This is a genomic window from Lactobacillus sp. ESL0677 (assembly GCF_029392875.1).
In the GTDB taxonomy this organism is placed as follows: Bacteria; Bacillota; Bacilli; order Lactobacillales; family Lactobacillaceae; genus Lactobacillus.
Genome location: NZ_CP113946.1, coordinates 563453 through 585394, shown reverse-complemented (window position 1 = coordinate 585394; position 21942 = coordinate 563453). Strand labels below are relative to the sequence as shown.

Sequence of the window (21942 nt, the reverse complement as noted above, 5' to 3'; positions counted from 1 at the left end):
TAAATCGATCCTTAAATTGTACTTAAGTATAAAAACACAAGATAATTTTACCATGATTAACGCAAAATGAAAAATAAACAAAACAAAGACCTCACATTAAATGTGGGGCCTTAACTAATAAAATGTTATTTTTATTTAGTTTCAATTAAACCGTAACGACCATCATTTCTGCGATAAACAACACTTGTGCCGTTAGTTTCTGCATCCTGAAAGACAAAGAAATCATGTTCCAACATATTCATTTGTAAAATTGCTTCTTCAGGACTCATTGGTTTCAAGCCAATTTGCTTATTGCGGACAATATCAAATTCGCTGATTGGCTTCTCTCTCTTTTCTTCTTCTGGAGTTTCTACAAAGAAATCGTTAATTCCTTTTTCACGACTCTTACGGTTTACCCGTGTCTTATATTTTCTAATTTGCCGTTCCAATTTTTCAGAAACAAAGTCAATGCTGCGATACATATCATCTGTTGTATCCTCAGCTCTCAATACTAAGTATGGCAGTGGAATAGTAACTTCAACTTTAGCTGTATGGTCGCGATAAACCTTCAAATTAACGTGAGCAATCATATCTTGATTTAATTCAAAATATTTTTCTAACTTCTTTAGCCGCTTCTCCACGTAACTTCTTAACGCATCAGTTACCTCAATATTTTCACCACGAACATTATACTTTAACATAATGAGATTCTCCTTTCGAGCTGCCTAGCAGCTTTTCGTTATTTATATTATAACAAAACTTGAAAGCGCTAAACAAGAGATAACTTACCTGCAAATTGAAAAACTTTCAACCTTGGCTGTTGGAAATTCGGCTACTAGCGCATCCCGCGCATGATACAGCGTTCGTCCGGTAGTATAAATATCATCCACAAGTAATATCTTTTTTTGATTAAGATTATGTATTTTATTTTTTACACCAAAACTTTGCGGGGTAATTAAGCGCTCGCGCCGATTCTTTTCTCCTTGAGCACCAGAATCACTTTTTTTAACTAAAATCTCCGTTAGCGGAACTAAATCACCATAAATTGCACTAATTGTGTCAAACTGCCGCTTATTAAAGTGAGCGGGCGAAGTTGGCACAGGAACATAATAGTCTGCCGTAATTAATTGCAGCTCTTGATAACACAATTCCTGAAGCACTGCTCTTAAGACATAATCACCATAGCGCTTATAATTAACCATCAAGTCGTGAAAAGCATCGTTATAACGAAAAATAGCATGGTGCTGCAATAATTTAGGACCATAAATATGCTGCCAAGTTTGACAATCTGAGCACACACCATTTTGTGATAATTCACTAGCACAGGTGGAACACCTGGAGGATTTTAATCGCTGAAATTTAGCCAAGCAATTAGTACAAATGCGCTGCATGCGTACTTTTTTCCATGAAAAAACTTGTAACAACGAAACAGCAGGCACAAATTGCTGCCCGCACAATAGACAATTATTCATCGGTTCATCGCCCTAATCTGCTTCATTGCGCTGCGTAAACTTGCTGTATATTTGTGATAGCAAAATAAGACCAACCCATTATTGTCATCTTTTGCTCGACCAACTCGCCCGGCAATTTGGACAAGGCTGGCCGCCTGGTAAATGCGGTCATCGGCGGCAATGACAATTACCCAAACATGATTAAACGTTACGCCGCGCTCTAAAATCGTCGTGGTTATTAAAATCTGCAGCTGCTGTTGACGAAATTGCTGCACCTTTTCTAGACGCTTTTTATCGCCAGCATGCACGCCAGCCATTGCTACATCTGCTAATTCCGCCTCTTGTTTAAGTGCTGCTAAATACAGCGGTATTTGCTCAATTCGCGGCACAAATAACAGCAACGGATGATCTGCCGCAATTACTTTCAAAATTTCAGCCATCAATTTAGGATGAATCTTGCCGCGATTTAAAAACGGCCGCAAAAACAGCTTTTCCTTGGGAATTGGAAGTTTGCCCCCGTGAAAGCGCCGCTTTAACTTTAAAATTTGCAGTTGTCCAGCCTTGACTTGAGCTAGTAAATCGGCGGTTGGTGTTGCGGTTAAATAAACGCGAACCCCATTTCCCTTAACCGCATTTTGCGCACCAAAATGAAGCTGGGCATTATTGGCATAAGGAAACGAGTCAACTTCGTCGATCACTAATAAATCAAAGGCTTGATAAAATTTTAATAATTGGTGCGTTGTGCAAATCGTCAACTGGTCTAGCTGCGGCTCTTGGTATTTGCGACCATGATACATCCCGATTGTAATTTGGCCAAATGCCGCTTGCAGCCTAGGATACAGTTCGTTTACCACATCAATTCGCGGCGTAGCAATGCAAGCGCGCTGCCCCAACTTAAAGCATTCCGCTAGTAAGGCAAACAACATTTCTGTTTTACCCGCACCCGTTACAGCGTGAACCAAGACATTATGGTGCTGGTTAAAATTATCAACGAGCTGCTGTGAGATTTGTGCCTGCGCAGCAGTTAGTTCACCTTGCCACGTTAACCCGCCAGTTTTGAGAGGTGGAAAATTAACCACCATCTGATTGCGCACCAAATAATCGCCTTCGACTAGTCGTCCAATATTTATGCATGCGCGGCAGTATTTTTTACCATTAGGCAGTTGGGCGCTAACTTTGGCACCACAACGATTACACCGGTCATCAACAATCGCAGCAATTTTCGTCAGTGCTTTATTTGTGCTAAAATCCTCTTGACCGCCAATCCATTGGCGACCTGCGAGGCTCATTAAATCTTCCATTTCACTGCCTCCATTAATAAATACGCAAAAAGAAGGCAAAATCTTTTGACTAACAAAAATTATTTAACAATTAAAACAAACGGCGACCATGAAATTATCATCAAAAAAAGCCGTTTTATCGCCAGTTTAGCAAGAACAACTTCTGTAGCCGAGGCCGAAGAATTTATTGCGACAATCAGTAAAAAATACCGTGATGCCACTCACAACACCTTTGCTTACACGATTGGCTTCAACGACGATCACGTCAAGGCTAGCGACAATGGCGAACCTTCCGGAACCGCTGGTGTCCCCGAATTAAAGGCATTGCAACTAATGAAGTTGAAAAATGTAACTGTTGTTGTTACCCGCTATTTTGGCGGCATCAAACTTGGTGCTGGCGGTTTAATTAGAGCCTATTCCAACAGTGTCAGTGAGGGCGCGCAAGCAATTGGCGTTGTTAAACGAGTTCAGCAACAAGAAATCATTTTCCACGTTGCCTATAACCGTTTTGATGAAATAGACCATTTTTTAAAACAAAAAGAGATCTATGTTGCTAAAATTGATTATGGTGTTGACATTGCTATTCACCTCTTTATCGACGAAGACGACCAAGCTACCCTTGAAAAAGAGCTAACCAACTTACTTGCCGGCAAAGTCACGTTTATTAACGGCGAAAAGCGTTATAATGAGTTGCCAGTTACTGCACATAATTATCATGAAAAATAGAAAAAAAGACCTAATAGGCGTTATTCCTACTGGGTCTTTTTTTGAATGTAATAATTTTTAGCCAATTATTTCTTAGCAACCCCAATTTAATGCTATTAAACTAATTCTAGTCTTCATTATTATGGTGATGCTTTAACTGTTCTGGTTTATCCTGACCTAAATGCCAAACCTCGATAGTCGGATCCTTAGTACTACGCGCACTAATTATCTTCTGCGTTAAATGCAAAAGCGGCTTATACTTTTCGCCTAACAAGCCAATTGATTCCACAAATAGCTCTAAAGCAAGCAAAAGACCAATAATTAGTAGCCACGTTCCCCAAGTTGGCGACAACAAAAAGAGCAATGAAATAAAGGAAAAAATTAGCGACAGCGCATAAATCGTCAATACAGTTTGCCGGTGGGTTAGCCCCATTCGCATTAGCTGATGATGCAAATGATGCTTATCAGCCTGCGAAACTGGGCGTTTGTTTAACTTACGCCGAATCATCGCATAAATTGTATCGGTAATTGGCACGCCCAAAATAATTATTGGTACCAGCAATGAAATGAACGTAACGTTTTTCAATCCCTTAAGTGAAAAAACGGCAATCATAAAGCCGATATACAGCGCGCCAGTATCGCCTAAAAACATCTTTGCTGGATGAAAATTATAAGGTAAAAAGCCAAGTAAACATGCCGCAAGCATAAAACACGCAATCGGAATATACAATTGCCGCGTATGCAAGAAAAAGTAACCAACGATTCCCATTGTAAACAGGGAAATCATTGATACGCCATCGGCCAGTCCGTCTAAACCATCAATTAAATTAACAGCATTAGTCAAAGCCAAAATCCAAAAAATAGTAATTGGCAGGCTCCACCAACCTAAATTAATTTGCTTATTAATAAACGGCACATTGAGGACGTTCATCTTAATCCCGCCCAAGAAATAAATTACTAACGCACCAACGAAAATCCCAAACATTTTTTGTCGGGGCCGCAACTCCAAAATATCATCAATCATCCCCGTCAACACAACGACACTTGATGCAAGCAAAATACTGAACGTTTCATGCGTTGGAAATTGTTCCCGCAACAGCACAAAAACGCCAATATTAAAAGTCACAAAAATACCTAGCCCACCTAAAGTTGGCATCGGTGTTTTATTGACACGTCTAGCATTGGGGTTATCAACTGCCCCCAAAACAAAGGCCAACCGTCTAATAAAAGGGGTAATAGCCGCCTGAATGATCACTAAAAAGAATAATTCAACGATAATTTTAAACATAACTTGACTACTTTCATAATTTAGTTGGTTTTAATTATACAGGCTTGGGCAAAAATGCACAAATTAGCTATTTAAATAAAAAGACCAGATTCAACTGAATCTAGTCTTTTTATTTTGCAACTGCCACAACCCGTTTTTCACGGATAACTGTAATTTTAATATTACCAGGATAATCAAGCTCTTTTTCAACTTGATTCCGAATATCACGTGCCAAAACGGTAATTCGATCGTCCGAAATTTTCTCTGGCTCGACCATTACCCGAACTTCACGTCCAGCTTGAATGGCGTAAGCCTGCTTAACTCCTTCATACCTCTTAGCAATCTGCTCAAGTTCAGTTAGCCGTCTAATATAGTTTTCTAAACTCTCGCTTCTCGCCCCCGGTCTTGCCGAAGAAAGCGTATCTGCTGCAACAACCAGTTCAGCAATAAACGACAACTTCGGCACATCCCCGTGGTGGGCTGCAATTGCGTTAACAACAACATCTGACTCATGATACTTCCGTGCTAATTCCACACCAATTTCTACGTGTGAACCTTCAATATCATGGTCGATGGCTTTTCCAATATCGTGTAATAATCCCGCGCGAACCGCTAATTTTTCATTTAAACCAAGTTCTGCTGCCATAGTACCAGCAAGCTTGGCCACCTCAATTGAGTGACCAAGTACATTTTGTCCGTATGAAGTACGATACTTCAAGCGCCCAAGCGTCTTAACGAGTTCAGGGTTCATCTTGTGAATTCCCAGTTCCATTAATGCGCTTTCACCGGCCTCATAAATATCGTCATTGACTTCCTTACGCGCCTTATCCACCGTCTCTTCAATTCGAGCAGGGTGAATTCGCCCATCTTTAACTAGCCGCTCCATTGCCCGTTTGGCAATCTCACGTCTAATTGCGTCAAAGCCGCTAAGAGTGACCACTTTAGGCGTATCATCAATAATTAAATCAATACCTGTCAGCGCCTCAAATGAACGAATATTCCGGCCTTCACGACCGATAATTCGTCCTTTCATCTCTTCATTAGGCAAATCAACTACAGATACCGTGGTTTCGGCCACTGTATCTGCAGAACTACTTTGAATAGCATCAATGATTACTTGACGAGCATAGTGGTCTGCCTTTGCAGCTACCTCTTCATTGCTGTCCTTAATCATTTCTGCTCGCTCTTTGACTAGTTCATCAGCTAATTGGTCTAACACTAACTTCTTAGCCTGCTGCTTGTCAAGATGAGCAACTTCATACAACTTCTGTTGTCTTTGATCGACTAACTCAGCAGCAGTCTTAACCTTGTCATCCAGTTCTTCCTGCTGTTTTTGTAGTTGATCCTTTTTTTGGTTGAGTTCATTCTCTTGTTCTTTAAGTAAAGAATTCTTATGATCAAGGGTATCTTCTCGTTGTTTCAGCCGATTATTGTCACGCGCAATTGTGTCACGCTTAACATTTAATTCGTCTTCCACTTTTTGCCGATAATCCTGAATTTTTTCTTGAGCTTCAAGAATCTTCTCTTTTTTAGTGTTTTCAGCACTTTGCTTTAAGGCCTCGGTAGCCTGCTTTTGCGCATTAACCTCGGTTTTTGCAGCAGCAACTTGTGCTTTTGCATCGGTTAAAATATGGTCAGCATCATTTTGCGCATTCTGGGCATTTTTTTCCCAAATATGTTTACGAATTGCATAACCAATTCCTAAGCCAATTATAATTGAAATAATAGCAACTGCGACGGGAATCAAAATTATATTTGTCATGATTACTATCGCCTTTTTTTATTTTTTAGATTATTCACACAATATTAATGATAAAGAACCGCGGGACACATGTCAATCACCAAGAAAAAAACCTTGCCTTAAATTCCAAGGTCAAGGTTAATTTCTTCAACTCTATTTGCTTTTGTTGTCAGTTTCTTTTTCTGCAGCTTCCTTTGTCACATTTTCATCTTTTGCTTTTTTAACTTTAACTTTTTCCGGATCTTCACGGTCAGCGATTGACTTTTCATCAATTCCATAAGCTTGGCGGACTTGATGCTGAACGTCGTTATAAATATCTTGGTGCTCTTCAAGGTACTTCTTGGCGTTTTCTCGGCCTTGACCAATTCTCTCATTATTGTATGAATACCACGAACCAGCCTTAGCAATAATATCCTTATCAGCTGCCATGTCGAGCAATTCTCCGCTTTGAGAAATACCCTTACCATACATCATATCGACTTCAGCAACCTTAAATGGTGGCGCAACCTTATTCTTGACTACTTTAATTTTTACTCGGTTACCAGTAATGTCGCCACCAGTCTGCTTGATTTTTTCAGCTCGTCTAATTTCCAAACGAATTGTTGAATAAAATTTTAAAGCACGGCCACCAGGTGTGGTTTCAGGGTTACCGAACATAATACCGACTTTTTCCCGAATTTGATTAATAAAAATCGCAATGGTTTTGGTCTTATTAATATTACCGGAAAGTTTACGCAACGCCTGACTCATTAACCGCGCCTGCAAACCAACGTGACTATCACCAATATCACCGTCAATTTCAGCTTGCGGCACTAAGGCGGCAACAGAATCGACAATCAAAATATCAATAGCTCCACTGGCAATCAAGGTATCGGCAATTTGCAAACCTTCCTCACCAGTATTCGGCTGTGACAAAATCAGCGCGTCAACGTCAACACCTAAAGCTTGAGCATATGCAGGATCCATTGCGTTTTCGGCATCGATATAAGCAGCAGTACCACCACGCTTTTGAACTTCAGCAACGGCATGCAAAGCAACCGTCGTCTTACCAGAAGATTCAGGCCCATAAATTTCAATAATTCTTCCTCGTGGGTAACCGCCAACACCTAAAGCCGCATCAAGTGCTAGTGAACCGGACGGAACCGTCGAAATTTCGGTATCAGCCTTGTCACCCATTCGCATTACGGCGCCTTTACCAAAATTCTTTTCAATTTTTTTCAATGCACTTTCCAGTGCCTTTTGTTTTTCGTCTTTGGCCAAGCGATTTGCCTCCTCTATTTAATACTAATTAATTATACTTTGATTTCTTGCTTATTTGCAAGGAAAACCGAACAAACGTTTATCCTTTTATTCCACATTATTAAATACGCTAAAAGTATCTTTTTTTGCGAAAAAATTACTAGCGCAATCCTTTTGGCTGTAACCACTGTTGTAAAAGATTTAAAACCACATCAGCCAATATCGCCATTAACGCTGTTGGCACGGCACCAGCTAAAATGATCGCACTACCATTAGTCGCATTCGTCCCCCTAATGATAATGTCGCCTAACCCGCCAGCACCGACAAAGGAGCCAATCGAGGTAATACCAATTGCAATCACAAGCGCATTTTTCAAGCCGGCAACAATTACAGACATTGATAGTGGCAGCTTTACTAAGTACAAAAGCTGCAATCTTGTCATACCCATTCCTTTTCCCGAATCAATTATGTTTCGATCGACATTACGCATGCCCGTATAAGTATTCTTAATAATTGGCAGCAGCGAATATAGCGTCACGGTAACAATTACCGTCATTACGCCGAGTCCCAGCCCAATCATGACAATTGAAAGTAGCGCTAGCGACGGAATAGTTTGGATAAAATTAGCAATTTCAACTACAAAGTCACCTAAGTGGGTATTGCGAGAGATGCAAATGCCCACGGGAATGCCAATAATAGCCGCAAATAAAACACCATAAATTGAAATTAAAAATGTTCGATTAAATTGCGCTAGCACATAACTGCCATTGTGTTGGTAATAATAGATAAACTGCTGCCATAACGATAACTTAGCCATTATTGCGCCTCCTTAAAGTAATGATGCTTAACTAAAAACTGATGAGCAACCGTTGCGGGCTCAAGCAAATGATCATCAACTTGGTAATTCATCGCCCGAATTTCATGAACATTAATATGACCAACCAGTCGCATCAATAATGGCTTTAACTCTGGATGTTCGCGTAAAACATAATTATTAATCAACATTCCACAATTATACGGTGGGAAAAAGTGCTTGTTATCCTTAAGCAAATTCAAGTGATAGCTATCAATTCGCCCATCGGTTGAATAACCAAGGATAACATTCATTTTGCCACTTTTAAGTGCCGAATATACCAGTCCAATGTTCATCGGATGCAACTTGCTAAAAGTAATGCCGTAAGCTGTCTGGAAGTTAGAATAGCCAACTCCTGGTGCATTAACCCACTCTGACGCAACTCCAACAGAAAACTTGTTCTGATATTTTTTTAAGTCAGAAATATTGTAAAGATGATCTTGCTTTTGCTCTTTTCGATTAACCATAAAAGCATAATTATTAGCAAAACCATATGTATGTAAATATGTCTGATCCCACCACTTTTTAACTTCACGACGAACCGTGTCATTTGCTCTTTTAGAGTCTTTAATCGGTGCCATTAAAAGATTGGCGGTTAGCTCTCCACCGTCATAAGCTGCAGCCTGAATATCGGCGTCATGGCGATATAACGCCTGATGCTGCATTGGTGCCGAGCCTAAATTATTCACGATAGTTGCTTTGTATGGCGTTTCATGCTCAATCAGTTGCGCAATAATATTCGCTACTATTTGTGATTCTGTTGTCGTCAAAGCTGTGATGCGAATATTTTGGCTGCTGCCCTGACTGTCTGACAATCCGGGCAAGCCACACGCGCTTATAGCAACAGTTACAATTAAAATATTAACAATTAGAAAGAATTTTTTGACTTGTTTTTTCATTTTCAGCACCCCCTATATTCCCTTTGGCGTTAATCTTTTTTCCAGTTTACCTAAAAGGTAATCAGTTAATAACGCTAAAATAATTACAGGAATCGTGCCACCCAAAATCAAACTCGGTTGGTAGAGGCTTAACCCGTTGAAAATGAAGTCACCTAAACCGCCGGCTCCAATGTAGGAAGCCAGCGTCGCCCAGGCAATCACATAAATTGCCGATAATCTGATTCCGGCCATAATTACTGGCATTGCTAGTGGCAAGTCAACTTTCGTGATTAATTGCAGCTGCGTCATGCCCAGACCACGCGCTGAATCAATTGTATCCTGATTTACTCCTGTTAAGCCAACATAAGTGTTACGTAAAATCGGCATTAAGCTATATAAAAATAACGCAATTATTGCTGGCACTTGACCAATTCCGAAAAAGGGAATCATAATCGCGAGTAGTGCTAGTGCGGGAATTGTCTGTAACATGCTGGCAAAGGCAACGACGACTTTAGCTGTTCGGGGAAATTTTAACAAAATAACACTCAGCGGCACTGCAACTAAAATTCCCAGTGCCAAGGCAATTGCTGAGATATAAATCTGCTGCCAAGTTTTAACAATTAACTCTGAACCATGTTGTGCAAAAAAGGCTGACATATTACTTCGCCTCTTTTGCTAATTGACTATTAGTTGATTTACCGCCCCAGATTGATTCATAAACAACATTGACTAAACTCGACCGCGTAACAATGCCGACTAATTTTTGTTCAGAATCAACCACTGGAATGTATCGACCATTACGACTTAGAATACGACTAAAATTGTCACGCAAATATTCTTCGGGTCCGACAGTATAAGCTACCTGTTGCAAAATATCACTGACGCTAGTCAACGATTGATATTTACGCTGCAACGCATCAATTGAAATGTAGCCCTTTAAGTGATTTTCATCATCAACTACTAGCAAGGTATCAACATGATGCTCTTTCATCATGGTTAAGGCTTGTGATAGTGTCGCACCAAGATTAATCTGAACCGGATCAGTCAACATTACGTTTTTAACCTGTACCGTTTCATACTTGGCGGCTGCTAAACGCTCCTCGCCAATTAGAGTCTTTACAAAATCATTAGCGGGGTGATGCAATATTTCATCCGGCGTCCCCACCTGAATTAACTGACCATTATGCAAAACAACAATCTTTGTTGCTAATTTTAGTGCCTCATCCATGTCGTGAGTAACAAACACGATTGTTTTGCCTAACTTAGTTTGTAAATGTTGCACCAAATTTTGTAAACTTTCACGTGTAATTGGATCTAGAGCACCAAACGGTTCATCCATTAAAATCAAACTTTGGTCCGCTGCAAGAGCCCGCACGACACCAATTCGTTGTTGTTGTCCGCCAGATAATTCTTTAGGATAGCGATCCAAATAATCTTTGGGTAATTCTGCCATCGCAATTAATTCTTCTGCTTCCTTATCCAATTTTTCTTTTGGCCACTTCAACAATTTGGGGACCAAAACAATATTTTGACGAATTGTCATGTGTGGCATTAAGCCATTATTTTGAATAACATAGCCAATATGACGCCGGAGATTCACGGGATTAAATGACTTAACATTTTTACCTTCTACAAAAACTTCGCCTTTAGTCACACTATTCATCCGGTTAATCATTCGCATTAATGTTGTCTTGCCTGAACCGGAAGTGCCAATTAAACAGCAAAATTCACCTTTTTCAATTGTGAAACTAATATTCTCAACAGCCGGCTTTTCGCTCTTAGAGTAGACTTTCGAGACATTTCTAAATTCAACCATTGGAATTTTTTTACTCATGCATATTCTCCTTTTTAACAGTTCTATTAATTTAATGCTAACAATCAAAAATTAATTAAGCAAAAATATTGAATTTTTGCTAGTTTAGCATTTTAAAAATATGCACAAAAAAAGCACTAACAAAGTTAGTGCTTTTTTACTTAAATTCATTTATTTTGTTACATTGAACCCTTGAAAACATCCCATGAACTGTGGAAGTAATCCCAGCCAGAGTAGATCGTAAAGATTAATGCGAGGTACAATAAAACTGTCCCAATGTAGTAAAAATTACCAATCAGTAAGAAAATAACAGACAGCATTTGACAAGTTGTTTTAATCTTACCAGGCATTGCTGCAGCCATTACTTGACCCTTGTTTTCTGCTAGAATCAACCGCAAACCAGTGACTGCAAGCTCACGACAAACAATAATTACAACCACCCAAGCTGGTGCCAATTTTAATTCAACCAGCATAATGAAGGCAGTCATTGTTAACATTTTATCAGCTAATGGGTCGGCAAATTTACCAAAGTTAGTTACCATATTGCGTGACCGCGCAATGTGTCCATCAAACCAGTCCGTTGCAGAAGCAACTGCAAAGACAACTGCAGCAATTACTAACCGCCAATATACGGTACTGCCACCAACTTGTGTACTTGCATTGCCGCCAAACATGACGATTAACACAAATACCGGAATTAAAAATATTCTAAAAACAGTTAATTTATTGGGTAAATTCATTCTCTACTACTTCTCCTATATTTGATAATTATCTGCCATTATTAGTGGTTGAAGAGTGAGTTGAACTTCCAGACTGGTTACCATTATTAGTATTAGTCTGGTTATTGCTCTGACCATTATTTTGGGTAGTTTGATTATGTTGTGAACTATTGTCAGTACTATTGTTATGAGCTGCCTGCTTATTTGAATTATGAGTAGACTGACCAGAATTGGTACTATTAGTGCCGTTATTGGTATTTGACCGATAATCATTGGTTGAATTTGACTGACTTGTAGTCTGACTGCGCTGTTTACCAATCAATAAAGTTAAACTCAAATAGCCATTTTGGTCGTTATATGGTACTTTTTTACCGCCAACTGTTACCTTAGTGCCTGAAGCATTACTCAAGTTAACACCAACGTTTTGAGCATTAGTCGGAATGGCAATCGTTTGCTTTTGACCAGCTGCCAAGGTTTGTGATGCTTGTCTAACACCATTAAATGAAATAGTGACAGTAATGCTTTGATCGCCAGCACGCACAACTAAATTACGATTTTTCTTCAAGCCAGTAATTTGGAATTGATTAGCAGCTAACTCCTTAATCTTAACTGGATTAACTGCAATTGGCTTCTTTTTCTTAGGCTTATTAGTATTTTCTGAAGAAATTGAAACACCACTATCTGGATTAGTACCCTGATTATGACTTGCTGAAAAGTGAGCATAGACCACGTAGCAAACCAAAATCACAACAATCACTCCCAGACCCACAATAATCCGTGGGAGGTAGTTCTTCCATAATTTCTTTTTGTTGCTGGTTGTCTTGCGAACTTCCTCACTCTTGTTATCAATCGAATCCTCAACATACTCATCTGGTTGGGCAACAGGAACTTCTTGATGGTATTCACTGAGCAGCTGCTTGCCATCTAAGCCGACAATCTGGGCATATTGTCTAATAAAAGCTCGCACATAAAAGTCCCCGGGAAGTTTATCAAAATCATTTTGTTCAATTGCCGTCAGATATCTACCTTGAATTTTGGTTGCTTTTTCAATATCTGCAATTGAAAGTCCCTTTGCCTCTCTGGCACTGCGTAATTTATCTCCGATATCTGCCATGGTTACCTCTTTAAAAATTCTTTACTAACATAACAACTTGAGTATAACATATACTACTACTTTATTTTACATTTACAAAAGCCAGCCGCCGCTGACATAAATCGTCTGACCTGTTAAATAGCCAGAGCGAAGATTGAGCAAATTCTTGACCCAGAATGAAATATCGCTGCCCTCGGCAAGCCGACCAGCAGGAATTTCACCCTTGACCTCTTCCATCGTTTCCGGTGCAAACATCGCGTTCATCGGCGTGTTAACCGCACCAGGAGCAATGACATTAACTGTCAAATTAGCCGACGCGACTTCACGCGCATAGCTTTGAGCAAAGCGGGTTAGCCCCGCCTTTGAACTACTATAAACAGCTTCCATTGCACTACCTTGACCACCATAAACCGAACCCAGATATACAATTCGACTAAAATCATTCTTAATTAACAGCGGCTCAAGCAAGCCAGTTAATTTAATTGGTACTGTCAGATTAACCATCATAACTTGATCAATCTTAGATAGATTTTGCCCGCTGACAAAATTATAATCGGTAATGCCCTGCGCAAAAACAACCGCATTAATCGGCAATAATCCCTGAACAAAGGTTTGTAAATCATTATTATCAACTAAAAAACTAAGTTTAATTGGAATAAAATCTTGTTGGGGAAACTGCTTGGCTAAGTTTTCGCTTAACTCACAAGCAGCTTGCCAATTTTGACTGCAATGAACATAAAGCGACCAACCATCTTGTGCCAAATCCGCACAAATAGCCTGTCCTATTCCACCAGTAGCACCAAAAACAATTGCTCGCTGCATTCTAACATTCCTTTTCTGCTCAATTAAGAGCTATTAATCTGTACAGCATTACAAATTATATAACAATTACTTGTTCAATTCTACACTTTTACGATCACAATGTTCGAGTTAATTCTAACATTATTCAGCCGTAAAATTAGCTAAAATTGCCACATGCTAAACTTTCTTAAAAATTATTTTTCAGCAGTTTCTTCAGGTGGCAGCAAGACTTGGCGCGGCTTTGATCCTTCTGAAGGACCAACGACACCTTTTGCTTCCATCTCGTCCACAATTCTTGCAGCTCGATTATAACCAATTCTAAAGCGGCGTTGCAACATTGAAACACTAGCAGTCTGCTGGCGTCTAACTAAGTCGACTGCCTGATTATAGAATTCATCTTCCGGCTCATCGTCATCTGTCGCATTATCGCTGCCCTGTTGCGGAATCATTTCTTCATCATATACAGGCTTCTGCTGCTCTTTAACCCATAAGATTACTTTTTCAACTTCACTGGAAGACACATAGGCACCCTGAATTCGTTCGGGCTTTGACGCACCTACAGGCATATATAGCATATCTCCACGTCCCAGCAATTTTTCAGCTCCAGTTTGATCTAAAATTGTTCGTGAATCAACCCCACTGGAGACAGCAAATGAAATTCGCGATGGTACATTGGCCTTAATTAAACCTGTAATCACGTCAACACTCGGTCTTTGCGTTGCCAAAATCATGTGAATTCCGGCTGCACGCGCCATTTGCCCCAAACGGACAATTGCACCTTCCACATCATGACCACCAACCATCATCAAGTCACTTAATTCGTCAACCACAACCAAAATATAAGGTAATGGCTTCATTGCCGGTTTTGACTTATCTTGATTGTTTAGACGAACTTTTTCGTTAAATTCACCCATGTTGCGGGCACCACTAGCCGCAAATAATTTATAACGCCGCTCCATTTCCTTAACGGCCTTGCTTAATGCATTGGCAGCTAACTTGGCATCAGTTACAACCGGAATTAACAAGTGCGGTACGCCATTATAGACTGACAACTCAACCATCTTAGGATCAATTAAAATCAATTTAACTTGATCAGGCATTGCCTTCATTAAAATACTGGTTAAAATCGTGTTAATCGCCACGGACTTACCAGAACCAGTCGAACCAGCAATTAACAAGTGCGGCATTTTAGCTAAATTAGCTGAAATTGTTTGACCCGTTACATCCTTGCCTAGAGGCACAACCATTGGTTCTTGTTGCGCCTTGGCATCTTGATGCTGCATGACATCCTTAAAGGCAACAACTGAGGTCGTTCGGTTAGGCACCTCAATGCCGATGAACGGTTTACCCGGAATTGGCGCTTCGATTCTAATGTCCTTGGCAGCTAACGCTAGCGCCAAGTCATCGGCCAAGTTGACAATTCTGCTAACCTTAACACCAACGGCAGGTTGAACTTCGTAACGCGTAATTGTTGGCCCCAAAATTGCCTTCTTGATGATGACATTGACACCAAAACTCTTAAAAGTTGTTTGCAACGTTTGTGTATTTTGCCGAATTAACGCCTTATCCGAACTTTGGTCAGTATTTTTGACTGGATTAAGCAGTGATAGTGGCGGTTTACGATATTGAGGGTTAGTCTTCTGCTGCGTTTTCAATTCACCGTGGTCGACATCTGCTAACTCCTGCAGCATTTTTTTGTCTTCATCAGCAAACGAATGTGACTTTGGTAAACTTGATTCTTCTTGTTTATCAGTTGTTGGTTTTGCCTGTGGTTCAATAGCTTCTGGCTCACTTGACTTAGAGACTTCCTGACCGGCAATTTGAATTTGCGGTTCATCCTCAGTAGTTGAAGATTGGAATTGCTCTGTTTCAGATGGGTCCTCTTGTGCAGGTGGCTCTTCAGTTTCATCTTTTTCAACCGTAAAGTCATTAACATTAGGAAAAATCGCTGATTCCGAGTTTAGCGGATCATTCAAATCCCGCGCTTGCTGCTCTTCGCGTTTTTGTAATTGCTTCTCACGCAACACCGCATACTTGTCTTTAATTTTGGTCCCTGCTTGTTGGTTTTTAACTATAAAAAGCTGACTGACGGATTGAAATCTCTTAATAATCGTTCTAAATTTAACATCAAAAAACATTAACAGCCCAACCGGAACCAACAAAACTGCGATTACGCGTAAGCCAAGATGACCAAGCAACTGATAAAATAATTGATAGCAGAGAGCACCGATAATCCCACCGCCAACTGGCACGGTTATCGCTGCTCGACCAAATTCGGCAGAAATCTCATGCCAAAAAACATTCATAAAAGCATTATTAACCAACTCATGCTCAAAATAAATGCTACTCTGAATTACTAGTATTCCTAAAATTGCCAAAAACAAACCGTAACTGCGCTTGAATTTAAAGTGCATCGGCTTGTTATAAATCAGCATTACCAAACCAAACAGGCCAAATAAACCTGCTGCTAGTAAATATGAATCGCCAAAAAACAAACGAAAACAATTGGCAATTTGTTTACCCAAAATACCAAATTTTACAAATGTCCAAACTGCAATAATAAGCTGAATAAGACCAATAACCGACCAAGTTATCCCTGTATTTTGCGCCTTCTTACGTTTTTTAGTTGGTTTTCTCCTTTTCTTAGGCATAATTGCACCTAATTAGGGCCTAAAAGTTAGCTTGGAAGTTCAAATTAACCGGTTGATCCAGGGTAATTTGCGTAACTTCATAAGTTAAAGTTTCAATATACTCAACTAACGGGCGACTGAGCAGCTTATAGTCGGTCTTATCAAGATCGCTGCCATCACCAAAATAATCCTTAATTTGAACAATTTGACTAATCATCCCACTTACAGAAAATTCGCCGGGTGCTGGCGCAACATCAAAAATAACTGTCACATCAAAATAACTGCCATCTTTACCAGCATCAGTTGTCCCGTCATCATTTTGTCTTTCAACCTTTTTCAGGCCAAAATTAACTTGATCCTTTGTTTCTGGTTCTTCATTAATGTCATAGTGAAAGTTCTTAACCATTACTGGTGTTTCCTTAACAAAATCCATTATTTATTCTTCTCCTAAATTTCTTTCGTAACGCTCAGGACGGTTATAATCATCCTTCAACTTATCATTTTCGTAATGATGAGCTGTCTCCATATTCGGAAAGCCTTGCTGGCGCAGTGCTTCAAGTAAGACCATCGCTACAGAGTTAGATAGGTTATAGCAGCGAATATTGTCCGACATTGGAATGCGCAAATTGCGGTCATAGTACTCGCGCATGAAGGTCTCAGGCAACCCAGTTGTTTCTTTTCCAAAAACAAAGTAATAATTTTTATCCGGATCAGTATAATCAACCTCGGCATAATTCTTCGCTGAAAACTTCGAAATTAAGTACATCTCGTCTTGCGGACCTAGTGTTTTTAAAAATGCTTCAAGGTCATCATGGCGCCGAACATCTACCTTATCCCAATAATCAAGTCCTGCACGCTTCATCTTTTTATCGTCAATCTGAAAGCCCAACGGCTCAATTAAATCTAACACCGTATTTGTCCCCGCACAAGTCCGAGCAATATTACCAGTATTAGCTGGCATCAACGGTTCATACAACACAACGTGATTCGTCATAGTTTTCTCCTTAATAAAAAAGCGTGGCTCACAACCACACTTCCTCTATTTTTTTGTTATTTTTTCTTTCTTATCTGCAGCTTCTGTGGTTAAAGCAGCATTCTTATCCTCCGCAAAAACCTGCGAGACCTTACGGTAATAATTGTACACGCGCATGATAATAATTTTCAAGATTGCATAAATTGGAATCCCAAAAATCACGCCCCAAAGACCCCAAACAGAGCTGGCACCGATTAAGAGCAAAATCGTGGTCACTGGATGCATTGCCATTTTATTACCCAAGACCAGTGGACTAATTACCCGTGACTCAATCGTCTGCTCAACTGCAAACACAATAAGCACTTTAACTAGCATTGGTAGCGAGATCATAATTGCAATTACTAAAGCAGGGATAAAAGCGATAAACGTCCCAAAATACGGAATCAAGTTTAAAACGCCACTTAAAACCGCCAGTGCAATTGCGTATGGCTGCCCAATAATAGTGTAGCCAATTGAAAACATAATGCCAACCCAAAAAGCAACGGTAATCTGACCACGAATATATGAAGCTAAGGCAGCATTGATTTCATATAATAATTTACTAAAACTTTCTTGCCAGCGTTTGGGAGCAAATTCCGTAATATATGGCCGTAATTGGTGGCCGTCTTTTAGCATAAAGAACAGGATAAACGGTGCTGTGACAACTGTCATGAAAATAATAGTAATAATGCTAATTGCCGATGAAATATTATCCAGCGCTGCATTAACTGCTGTCTGGCTAGATTTAAATAACATGTTTTGTGCATGCGTGATAGCATCGTTAATATTGTTTTTAACACTATGAAATTGCGGATCACTTAACTTATCCTGGATAACGATAGTTGCATTATGCCAAATGTAGGGCCAATGCTTAACTAACGAATTAATCTGACTTTGAATAATCGGCAAAAGCGTGTTGACAGTCCAAACAAGCAGCACTGCTACTAAGATAAAAAGTCCAGCAATGGTAATAACTCGTGGCACTTTAAACTTACGCTCAAGCATATCTACCAGTGGATTCATAATGTAATATTGAATTACTGCTAGTAAAAGCGGCGGCAAGATCGCACTAAAAAACAGCCGTGCTGGATTTAAAACAAAAGAAATCTTATTGAACAACCAAATCACAAGGAAGAACAATAAGACATTAAGCAACACAATACTAAAGCGATTATTTAAAAACCATTTTTCAAAAATACTGCGCTTTAAGTGTTTTCGTTGATTTTCCATTAAACCATCCTAATTATATGTGTTCGTAGACAATGTCATCATCTACCTTGAATTCTGGCAGCGTCTGTTTAGCATCCAATTCAAGATAAATACCATTGGCTAATGGGTTCTTGGGCTTCTTCTGGTCTAAAAATAAAGTTGCATGACCCAAGGCGCGCATGTTACTTTCAACCATACTGCCAACAAACGCAGCAACATAGGTTTGACCATCAATTGTAATGGTATCACCATTTTTAAAAACGAATGTACTATCAGGTGTCTGCACACTAAACTTTTGGATCACCGATACATCAACTAAGTCTTTAGTAACATTTTCACCAAACAAAATAACCATTTTATCTTTCGGGTTAATTGCTTGTTTACCAATTTGCGTTATTGTAGATATCCATTTCATTTTTTAATGCTCCTTAATAGTTAATTTTAGCATAATAAAAACCGCTTACCTAATATATAAGCGGTTTTTATTATTTTTATTCTTTAACTTTTTTATGGAAAAAGAGCCATTTACGTAATTCATCAATTAGCACAAGTGGAATTGGCAGGCAGAAGAGGAATAACCAATCTGTTGGTAACAATCTTGTCGTGTTGAATAATTGTTGTAAACCAGGTGTTACTGTCAAAATAAGGAAGAGCAGGATTTCAAAGATAATCCCGTACCAAATATTGTGATTGCTGAACAAGCCCTTCTTGAAAATCGAAACCTTGTTGGTCCGGCAGTTCAAAACATTGGCAACCTGAGTAAAGACAATTGCACCCAAGACCATCGTTGTTGCCCGCATATAAACAGGACCACTGGAGGCTAAGGCAGCTTGCGGCCAACCATTTTGCGAATTGACAAAGAAGTATGCGCCAATCGAGATAATACTTGAAATCAAGCCATACCATAAGAATGCATGGAGGATAACACTGCGATTGAGCAAGTGCTCATTACGCTTTCTCGGAGCTTGCTTCATCACGTCTGGGTCGACGGCCTCGCCACCAAGCCCTAATGCTGGCAGCATGTCTGTTCCGAGGTCAACCGTTAAAATTTGCATAACTGTCATTGGCAGTGGAATCAAACCACCGGAGAAGAGGAACAAAATTGACGGAAAGGCTTCAGGAACATTGGAAGTCAAAATATACGTCAAGAACTTCCGAATGTTACTGTAAACGGCCCGGCCTTCTTCAATCGCAGCAACAATTGAAGCGAAGTTATCATCAGTCAAGATAATATTGGCAGCATCCTTAGCAACGTCAGTACCAGTCATCCCCATTGCAATCCCGATATCAGCTTGCTTTAAGGCTGGCGCGTCATTAACACCATCACCAGTTGAGGCAACAATTTCGCCATTTTCTTGCAAAGTCTTAACAACCTTGTACTTTTGTTCAGGGGCAACCCTAGCAAAAATAACTTCACCCTTCAAGGCTTCACGTAACTCATCATCGCTCATCGCCTCAAGTTCTGTTCCAGAAATAACGCGTGCTTTATCAGAAGTTAATCCGATTTGAACCGCAACTGACTTGGCTGTGAGCTTTGAATCACCAGTAACCATGATAATCTTAATCTTGGCTTCGTGGCAGCGTCTAACAGCATTGTAAATTTCTGGCCGCGGCGGATCACTCATTGTCGTTAACCCAACAAAGACCAAGTGTGTCTCGGCAGTATCAATCGTTAACTTAGAGACATCGGTGTCAACTTTGTCAACAATTCGGTAAGCCATTGCCATACTCCGTAATCCTTGAGCAGCGTATTGCGCATTAACCTTGTTAGCTTGGTCAATATCATCTTGGGTCATTGGTCGTACTTGACCATCAACTTGTACTTGATCACATTGCTTAAGTACATCACTAAAGGAACCCTTAGTAAAGATAATGTATTGTTTATCATTCCAACGGTGAATCGTTGTCATTCGTTTTCGATCAGAATCAAATGGCAATTCGCGCATTCTTGGATACTTAACCAGCACTTTTTGCCGGTCAAAGCCAGCCTTTTGCGCCATGATAATTAATGAAGCTTCGGTTGGTGTCCCCAAAATTTTAGGCTTGCCGCCCTTAACCTTACTTGGCTGCACCGCGGTATCATTATCAAGCGAAGCAATTTGAATTAACTTATGCAAATCCGGATTTTCTTCATACCACAATTGCTTACCGTTTAACTCAACTTGACCATTGTTAACATAACCATTACCCGTAACCTTATATTCATTTTTTAAGGTCCAGATATAATGAATTGTCATTTGGTTTTGGGTTAATGTTCCAGTCTTGTCTGAACAAATAACTGTCGTTTCACCCAAAGTTTCAACTGAGTTCAGTTCCTTAACCAAGGCGTGCTTTTTTGCCATCCGGCGAACACCTTGTGCCAAGCTCAGAGTAACTGTTGGCAATAAGCCTTCCGGAATAAAGGCAACAATCATTCCTAACGCAAAGATAAATGCCTTAGCAAATGGATACTTAACAAAGAAAATCGCTGCAATTAAGAACAATACCCCAATCGAAACCGCAATAATTGATAATTGCTTGGTCAACCGGTTAAGCTCTTGCGTTAACGGGCTATCAACCTTGTCTTGCTTTTGGGTCAATTGCGCAATGCGACCAAATTCGGTGTCCATTCCCGTCGCAAAGGCAATTGCCCGCGCCGTTCCGGCACCAACTGTCGTCCCTGAATAAACTAAGTTAGTCTCAGCATAACTACCCTCACCGGGATCATACTTTGTCGTCTTAGATTCTGGCACCGACTCGCCGTTTAAGGCACTCTGGTCAACTTGCATTGAGCTGGCTGAAATTAGCCGAGCATCAGCAGGAATTGCATTCCCAGCCTGCAATACAAATACGTCACCAGGAACCAATTCCTTAGAATCAATCTGCACTTTTTTGCCATCACGAATGACCTGCACATAAGTCGGCAACATATTGTTCAAGGCGTCAGTTGCCCTTTTAGCCGCACGTTCTTGCCAAAAACTAAACAGGCCGTTGATGATGTTAACCATCCAGATTGCGATTCCCAATTCAATTGTGCCACTGAACATCGCAATCGCACCTGAGATCCACAACAAAATTGCCATCATACTGACAAAATTTTTAAAAAATACTTTCCACTGTGATTCTTCTTGAGACTTTTTAATCTCGTTAGAACCATATTTTTGCAGTCTTTTGGCAGCTTCTTGTGAGCTTAGGCCATCGGATGAGGAATTTAAATTTGTAAAAACTTCTGCAATATCGTTTTTTGCATAAAGTTCACGAATTTTACTTTCGTCCATTAACGGTACCTTCTT

20 protein-coding genes are annotated in these 21942 nt (G+C 39.9%); 1 reads left to right on the top strand and 19 read right to left on the bottom strand.

Features of this window, described 5'->3' with window-relative positions:
- Nucleotides 1–131 precede the first annotated feature (131 nt).
- From raiA to OZX76_RS03025, 3 genes are all read right to left on the bottom strand, one after another.
- A complete protein-coding gene (gene raiA / locus OZX76_RS03035) occupies nucleotides 132–680 on the bottom strand; it encodes a ribosome-associated translation inhibitor RaiA (protein ID WP_277180820.1) in 549 nt (182 codons plus the stop codon).
- Nucleotides 681–764: 84 nt separating this feature from the next.
- Nucleotides 765–1451 carry a phosphoribosyltransferase family protein gene (locus OZX76_RS03030; RefSeq protein ID WP_277180818.1) on the bottom strand — a complete coding sequence of 229 codons (687 nt, stop codon included), beginning with the start codon at nucleotides 1449–1451 and terminating at the stop codon, nucleotides 765–767.
- Nucleotides 1448–2731, bottom strand: a complete 1284-nt coding sequence (locus OZX76_RS03025; RefSeq protein ID WP_277180816.1) for a DEAD/DEAH box helicase family protein — start codon at nucleotides 2729–2731, stop codon at nucleotides 1448–1450. Before OZX76_RS03025 ends, OZX76_RS03030 begins: the two co-directional genes overlap by 4 nt.
- A gap of 45 nt (nucleotides 2732–2776) precedes the next feature.
- Between OZX76_RS03025 and OZX76_RS03020 the strand changes: the two genes are divergently transcribed.
- Entirely contained in the window at nucleotides 2777–3436 is a 660-nt protein-coding gene (locus tag OZX76_RS03020) for a YigZ family protein (protein WP_277180815.1), read from the top strand.
- Between the two features lie 106 nt (nucleotides 3437–3542).
- Here OZX76_RS03020 and OZX76_RS03015 read toward each other — a convergent pair whose 3' ends face one another.
- The 16 genes from OZX76_RS03015 to OZX76_RS02940 form a co-directional block, all read right to left on the bottom strand.
- Nucleotides 3543–4703 (bottom strand): MraY family glycosyltransferase, encoded by a 1161-nt coding sequence (locus tag OZX76_RS03015; protein ID WP_277180813.1) that lies wholly within the window; start codon nucleotides 4701–4703, stop codon nucleotides 3543–3545.
- A gap of 109 nt (nucleotides 4704–4812) precedes the next feature.
- A complete protein-coding gene (gene rny / locus OZX76_RS03010) occupies nucleotides 4813–6444 on the bottom strand; it encodes a ribonuclease Y (protein ID WP_277180811.1) in 1632 nt (543 codons plus the stop codon).
- A 132-nt stretch (nucleotides 6445–6576) separates the two neighbouring features.
- A complete protein-coding gene (gene recA, locus OZX76_RS03005; RefSeq protein ID WP_277180809.1) occupies nucleotides 6577–7683 on the bottom strand; it encodes a recombinase RecA in 1107 nt (368 codons plus the stop codon).
- A 139-nt stretch (nucleotides 7684–7822) separates the two neighbouring features.
- Nucleotides 7823–8479: an ABC transporter permease gene (locus OZX76_RS03000; protein WP_277180807.1), complete on the bottom strand. Its 657-nt coding sequence runs from the start codon at nucleotides 8477–8479 to the stop codon at nucleotides 7823–7825.
- A complete protein-coding gene (locus OZX76_RS02995; RefSeq protein WP_277180805.1) occupies nucleotides 8479–9414 on the bottom strand; it encodes a glycine betaine ABC transporter substrate-binding protein in 936 nt (311 codons plus the stop codon). Before OZX76_RS02995 ends, OZX76_RS03000 begins: the two co-directional genes overlap by 1 nt.
- Nucleotides 9415–9426: 12 nt before the next feature.
- Nucleotides 9427–10050 carry an ABC transporter permease gene (locus tag OZX76_RS02990; RefSeq protein WP_277134442.1) on the bottom strand — a complete coding sequence of 208 codons (624 nt, stop codon included), beginning with the start codon at nucleotides 10048–10050 and terminating at the stop codon, nucleotides 9427–9429.
- Nucleotide 10051: 1 nt separating this feature from the next.
- On the bottom strand, nucleotides 10052–11227 hold the full coding sequence (locus OZX76_RS02985; protein WP_277180803.1) for an ABC transporter ATP-binding protein: 1176 nt from the start codon (nucleotides 11225–11227) through the stop codon (nucleotides 10052–10054).
- Between the two features lie 158 nt (nucleotides 11228–11385).
- The gene (gene pgsA, locus OZX76_RS02980; RefSeq protein ID WP_277180801.1) at nucleotides 11386–11946 is read right to left on the bottom strand and encodes a CDP-diacylglycerol--glycerol-3-phosphate 3-phosphatidyltransferase; all 561 of its coding nucleotides are present in this window, start codon (nucleotides 11944–11946) and stop codon (nucleotides 11386–11388) included.
- A gap of 28 nt (nucleotides 11947–11974) precedes the next feature.
- Nucleotides 11975–13039, bottom strand: a complete 1065-nt coding sequence (locus tag OZX76_RS02975; protein ID WP_277180799.1) for a RodZ family helix-turn-helix domain-containing protein — start codon at nucleotides 13037–13039, stop codon at nucleotides 11975–11977.
- Nucleotides 13040–13111: 72 nt separating this feature from the next.
- Nucleotides 13112–13840 carry an SDR family NAD(P)-dependent oxidoreductase gene (locus OZX76_RS02970; RefSeq protein ID WP_277180797.1) on the bottom strand — a complete coding sequence of 243 codons (729 nt, stop codon included), beginning with the start codon at nucleotides 13838–13840 and terminating at the stop codon, nucleotides 13112–13114.
- Nucleotides 13841–14013: 173 nt separating this feature from the next.
- Nucleotides 14014–16470: a DNA translocase FtsK gene (locus tag OZX76_RS02965; protein WP_277180795.1), complete on the bottom strand. Its 2457-nt coding sequence runs from the start codon at nucleotides 16468–16470 to the stop codon at nucleotides 14014–14016.
- A 19-nt stretch (nucleotides 16471–16489) separates the two neighbouring features.
- Entirely contained in the window at nucleotides 16490–16882 is a 393-nt protein-coding gene (locus OZX76_RS02960) for a DUF1149 family protein (RefSeq protein WP_277180793.1), read from the bottom strand.
- Nucleotides 16883–16885: 3 nt separating this feature from the next.
- The gene (gene trmL, locus OZX76_RS02955) at nucleotides 16886–17443 is read right to left on the bottom strand and encodes a tRNA (uridine(34)/cytosine(34)/5-carboxymethylaminomethyluridine(34)-2'-O)-methyltransferase TrmL (protein ID WP_277144563.1); all 558 of its coding nucleotides are present in this window, start codon (nucleotides 17441–17443) and stop codon (nucleotides 16886–16888) included.
- Between the two features lie 45 nt (nucleotides 17444–17488).
- Nucleotides 17489–18691 (bottom strand): AI-2E family transporter, encoded by a 1203-nt coding sequence (locus tag OZX76_RS02950; protein ID WP_277180791.1) that lies wholly within the window; start codon nucleotides 18689–18691, stop codon nucleotides 17489–17491.
- Nucleotides 18692–18704: 13 nt separating this feature from the next.
- Nucleotides 18705–19085 carry a PTS glucitol/sorbitol transporter subunit IIA gene (locus OZX76_RS02945; protein WP_277180789.1) on the bottom strand — a complete coding sequence of 127 codons (381 nt, stop codon included), beginning with the start codon at nucleotides 19083–19085 and terminating at the stop codon, nucleotides 18705–18707.
- Nucleotides 19086–19161: 76 nt separating this feature from the next.
- Nucleotides 19162–21927, bottom strand: a complete 2766-nt coding sequence (locus OZX76_RS02940; protein ID WP_277180787.1) for a cation-transporting P-type ATPase — start codon at nucleotides 21925–21927, stop codon at nucleotides 19162–19164.
- Between the last annotated feature and the right edge of the window lie 15 nt (nucleotides 21928–21942).

Excerpts from the sequence above, each read along its gene's own strand:
- OZX76_RS02945 (WP_277180789.1), bottom strand. The coding sequence starts at position 19,085 with ATGAAATGGATATCTACAATAACGCAAATTGGTAAACAAGCAATTAAC.
- pgsA (WP_277180801.1), bottom strand. The coding sequence starts at position 11,946 with ATGAATTTACCCAATAAATTAACTGTTTTTAGAATATTTTTAATTCCG.
- rny (WP_277180811.1), bottom strand. The coding sequence starts at position 6,444 with ATGACAAATATAATTTTGATTCCCGTCGCAGTTGCTATTATTTCAATT.
- OZX76_RS02990 (WP_277134442.1), bottom strand. The coding sequence starts at position 10,050 with ATGTCAGCCTTTTTTGCACAACATGGTTCAGAGTTAATTGTTAAAACT.
- OZX76_RS02960 (WP_277180793.1), bottom strand. The coding sequence starts at position 16,882 with ATGGATTTTGTTAAGGAAACACCAGTAATGGTTAAGAACTTTCACTAT.
- OZX76_RS02995 (WP_277180805.1), bottom strand. The coding sequence starts at position 9,414 with ATGAAAAAACAAGTCAAAAAATTCTTTCTAATTGTTAATATTTTAATT.
- OZX76_RS02940 (WP_277180787.1), bottom strand. The coding sequence starts at position 21,927 with ATGGACGAAAGTAAAATTCGTGAACTTTATGCAAAAAACGATATTGCA.
- raiA (WP_277180820.1), bottom strand. The coding sequence starts at position 680 with ATGTTAAAGTATAATGTTCGTGGTGAAAATATTGAGGTAACTGATGCG.
- OZX76_RS02975 (WP_277180799.1), bottom strand. The coding sequence starts at position 13,039 with ATGGCAGATATCGGAGATAAATTACGCAGTGCCAGAGAGGCAAAGGGA.
- OZX76_RS03000 (WP_277180807.1), bottom strand. The coding sequence starts at position 8,479 with ATGGCTAAGTTATCGTTATGGCAGCAGTTTATCTATTATTACCAACAC.
- OZX76_RS03025 (WP_277180816.1), bottom strand. The coding sequence starts at position 2,731 with ATGGAAGATTTAATGAGCCTCGCAGGTCGCCAATGGATTGGCGGTCAA.
- OZX76_RS02970 (WP_277180797.1), bottom strand. The coding sequence starts at position 13,840 with ATGCAGCGAGCAATTGTTTTTGGTGCTACTGGTGGAATAGGACAGGCT.
- OZX76_RS02965 (WP_277180795.1), bottom strand. The coding sequence starts at position 16,470 with ATGCCTAAGAAAAGGAGAAAACCAACTAAAAAACGTAAGAAGGCGCAA.
- OZX76_RS02950 (WP_277180791.1), bottom strand. The coding sequence starts at position 18,691 with ATGGAAAATCAACGAAAACACTTAAAGCGCAGTATTTTTGAAAAATGG.
- trmL (WP_277144563.1), bottom strand. The coding sequence starts at position 17,443 with ATGACGAATCACGTTGTGTTGTATGAACCGTTGATGCCAGCTAATACT.
- OZX76_RS03030 (WP_277180818.1), bottom strand. The coding sequence starts at position 1,451 with ATGAATAATTGTCTATTGTGCGGGCAGCAATTTGTGCCTGCTGTTTCG.
- OZX76_RS03015 (WP_277180813.1), bottom strand. The coding sequence starts at position 4,703 with ATGTTTAAAATTATCGTTGAATTATTCTTTTTAGTGATCATTCAGGCG.
- OZX76_RS02985 (WP_277180803.1), bottom strand. The coding sequence starts at position 11,227 with ATGAGTAAAAAAATTCCAATGGTTGAATTTAGAAATGTCTCGAAAGTC.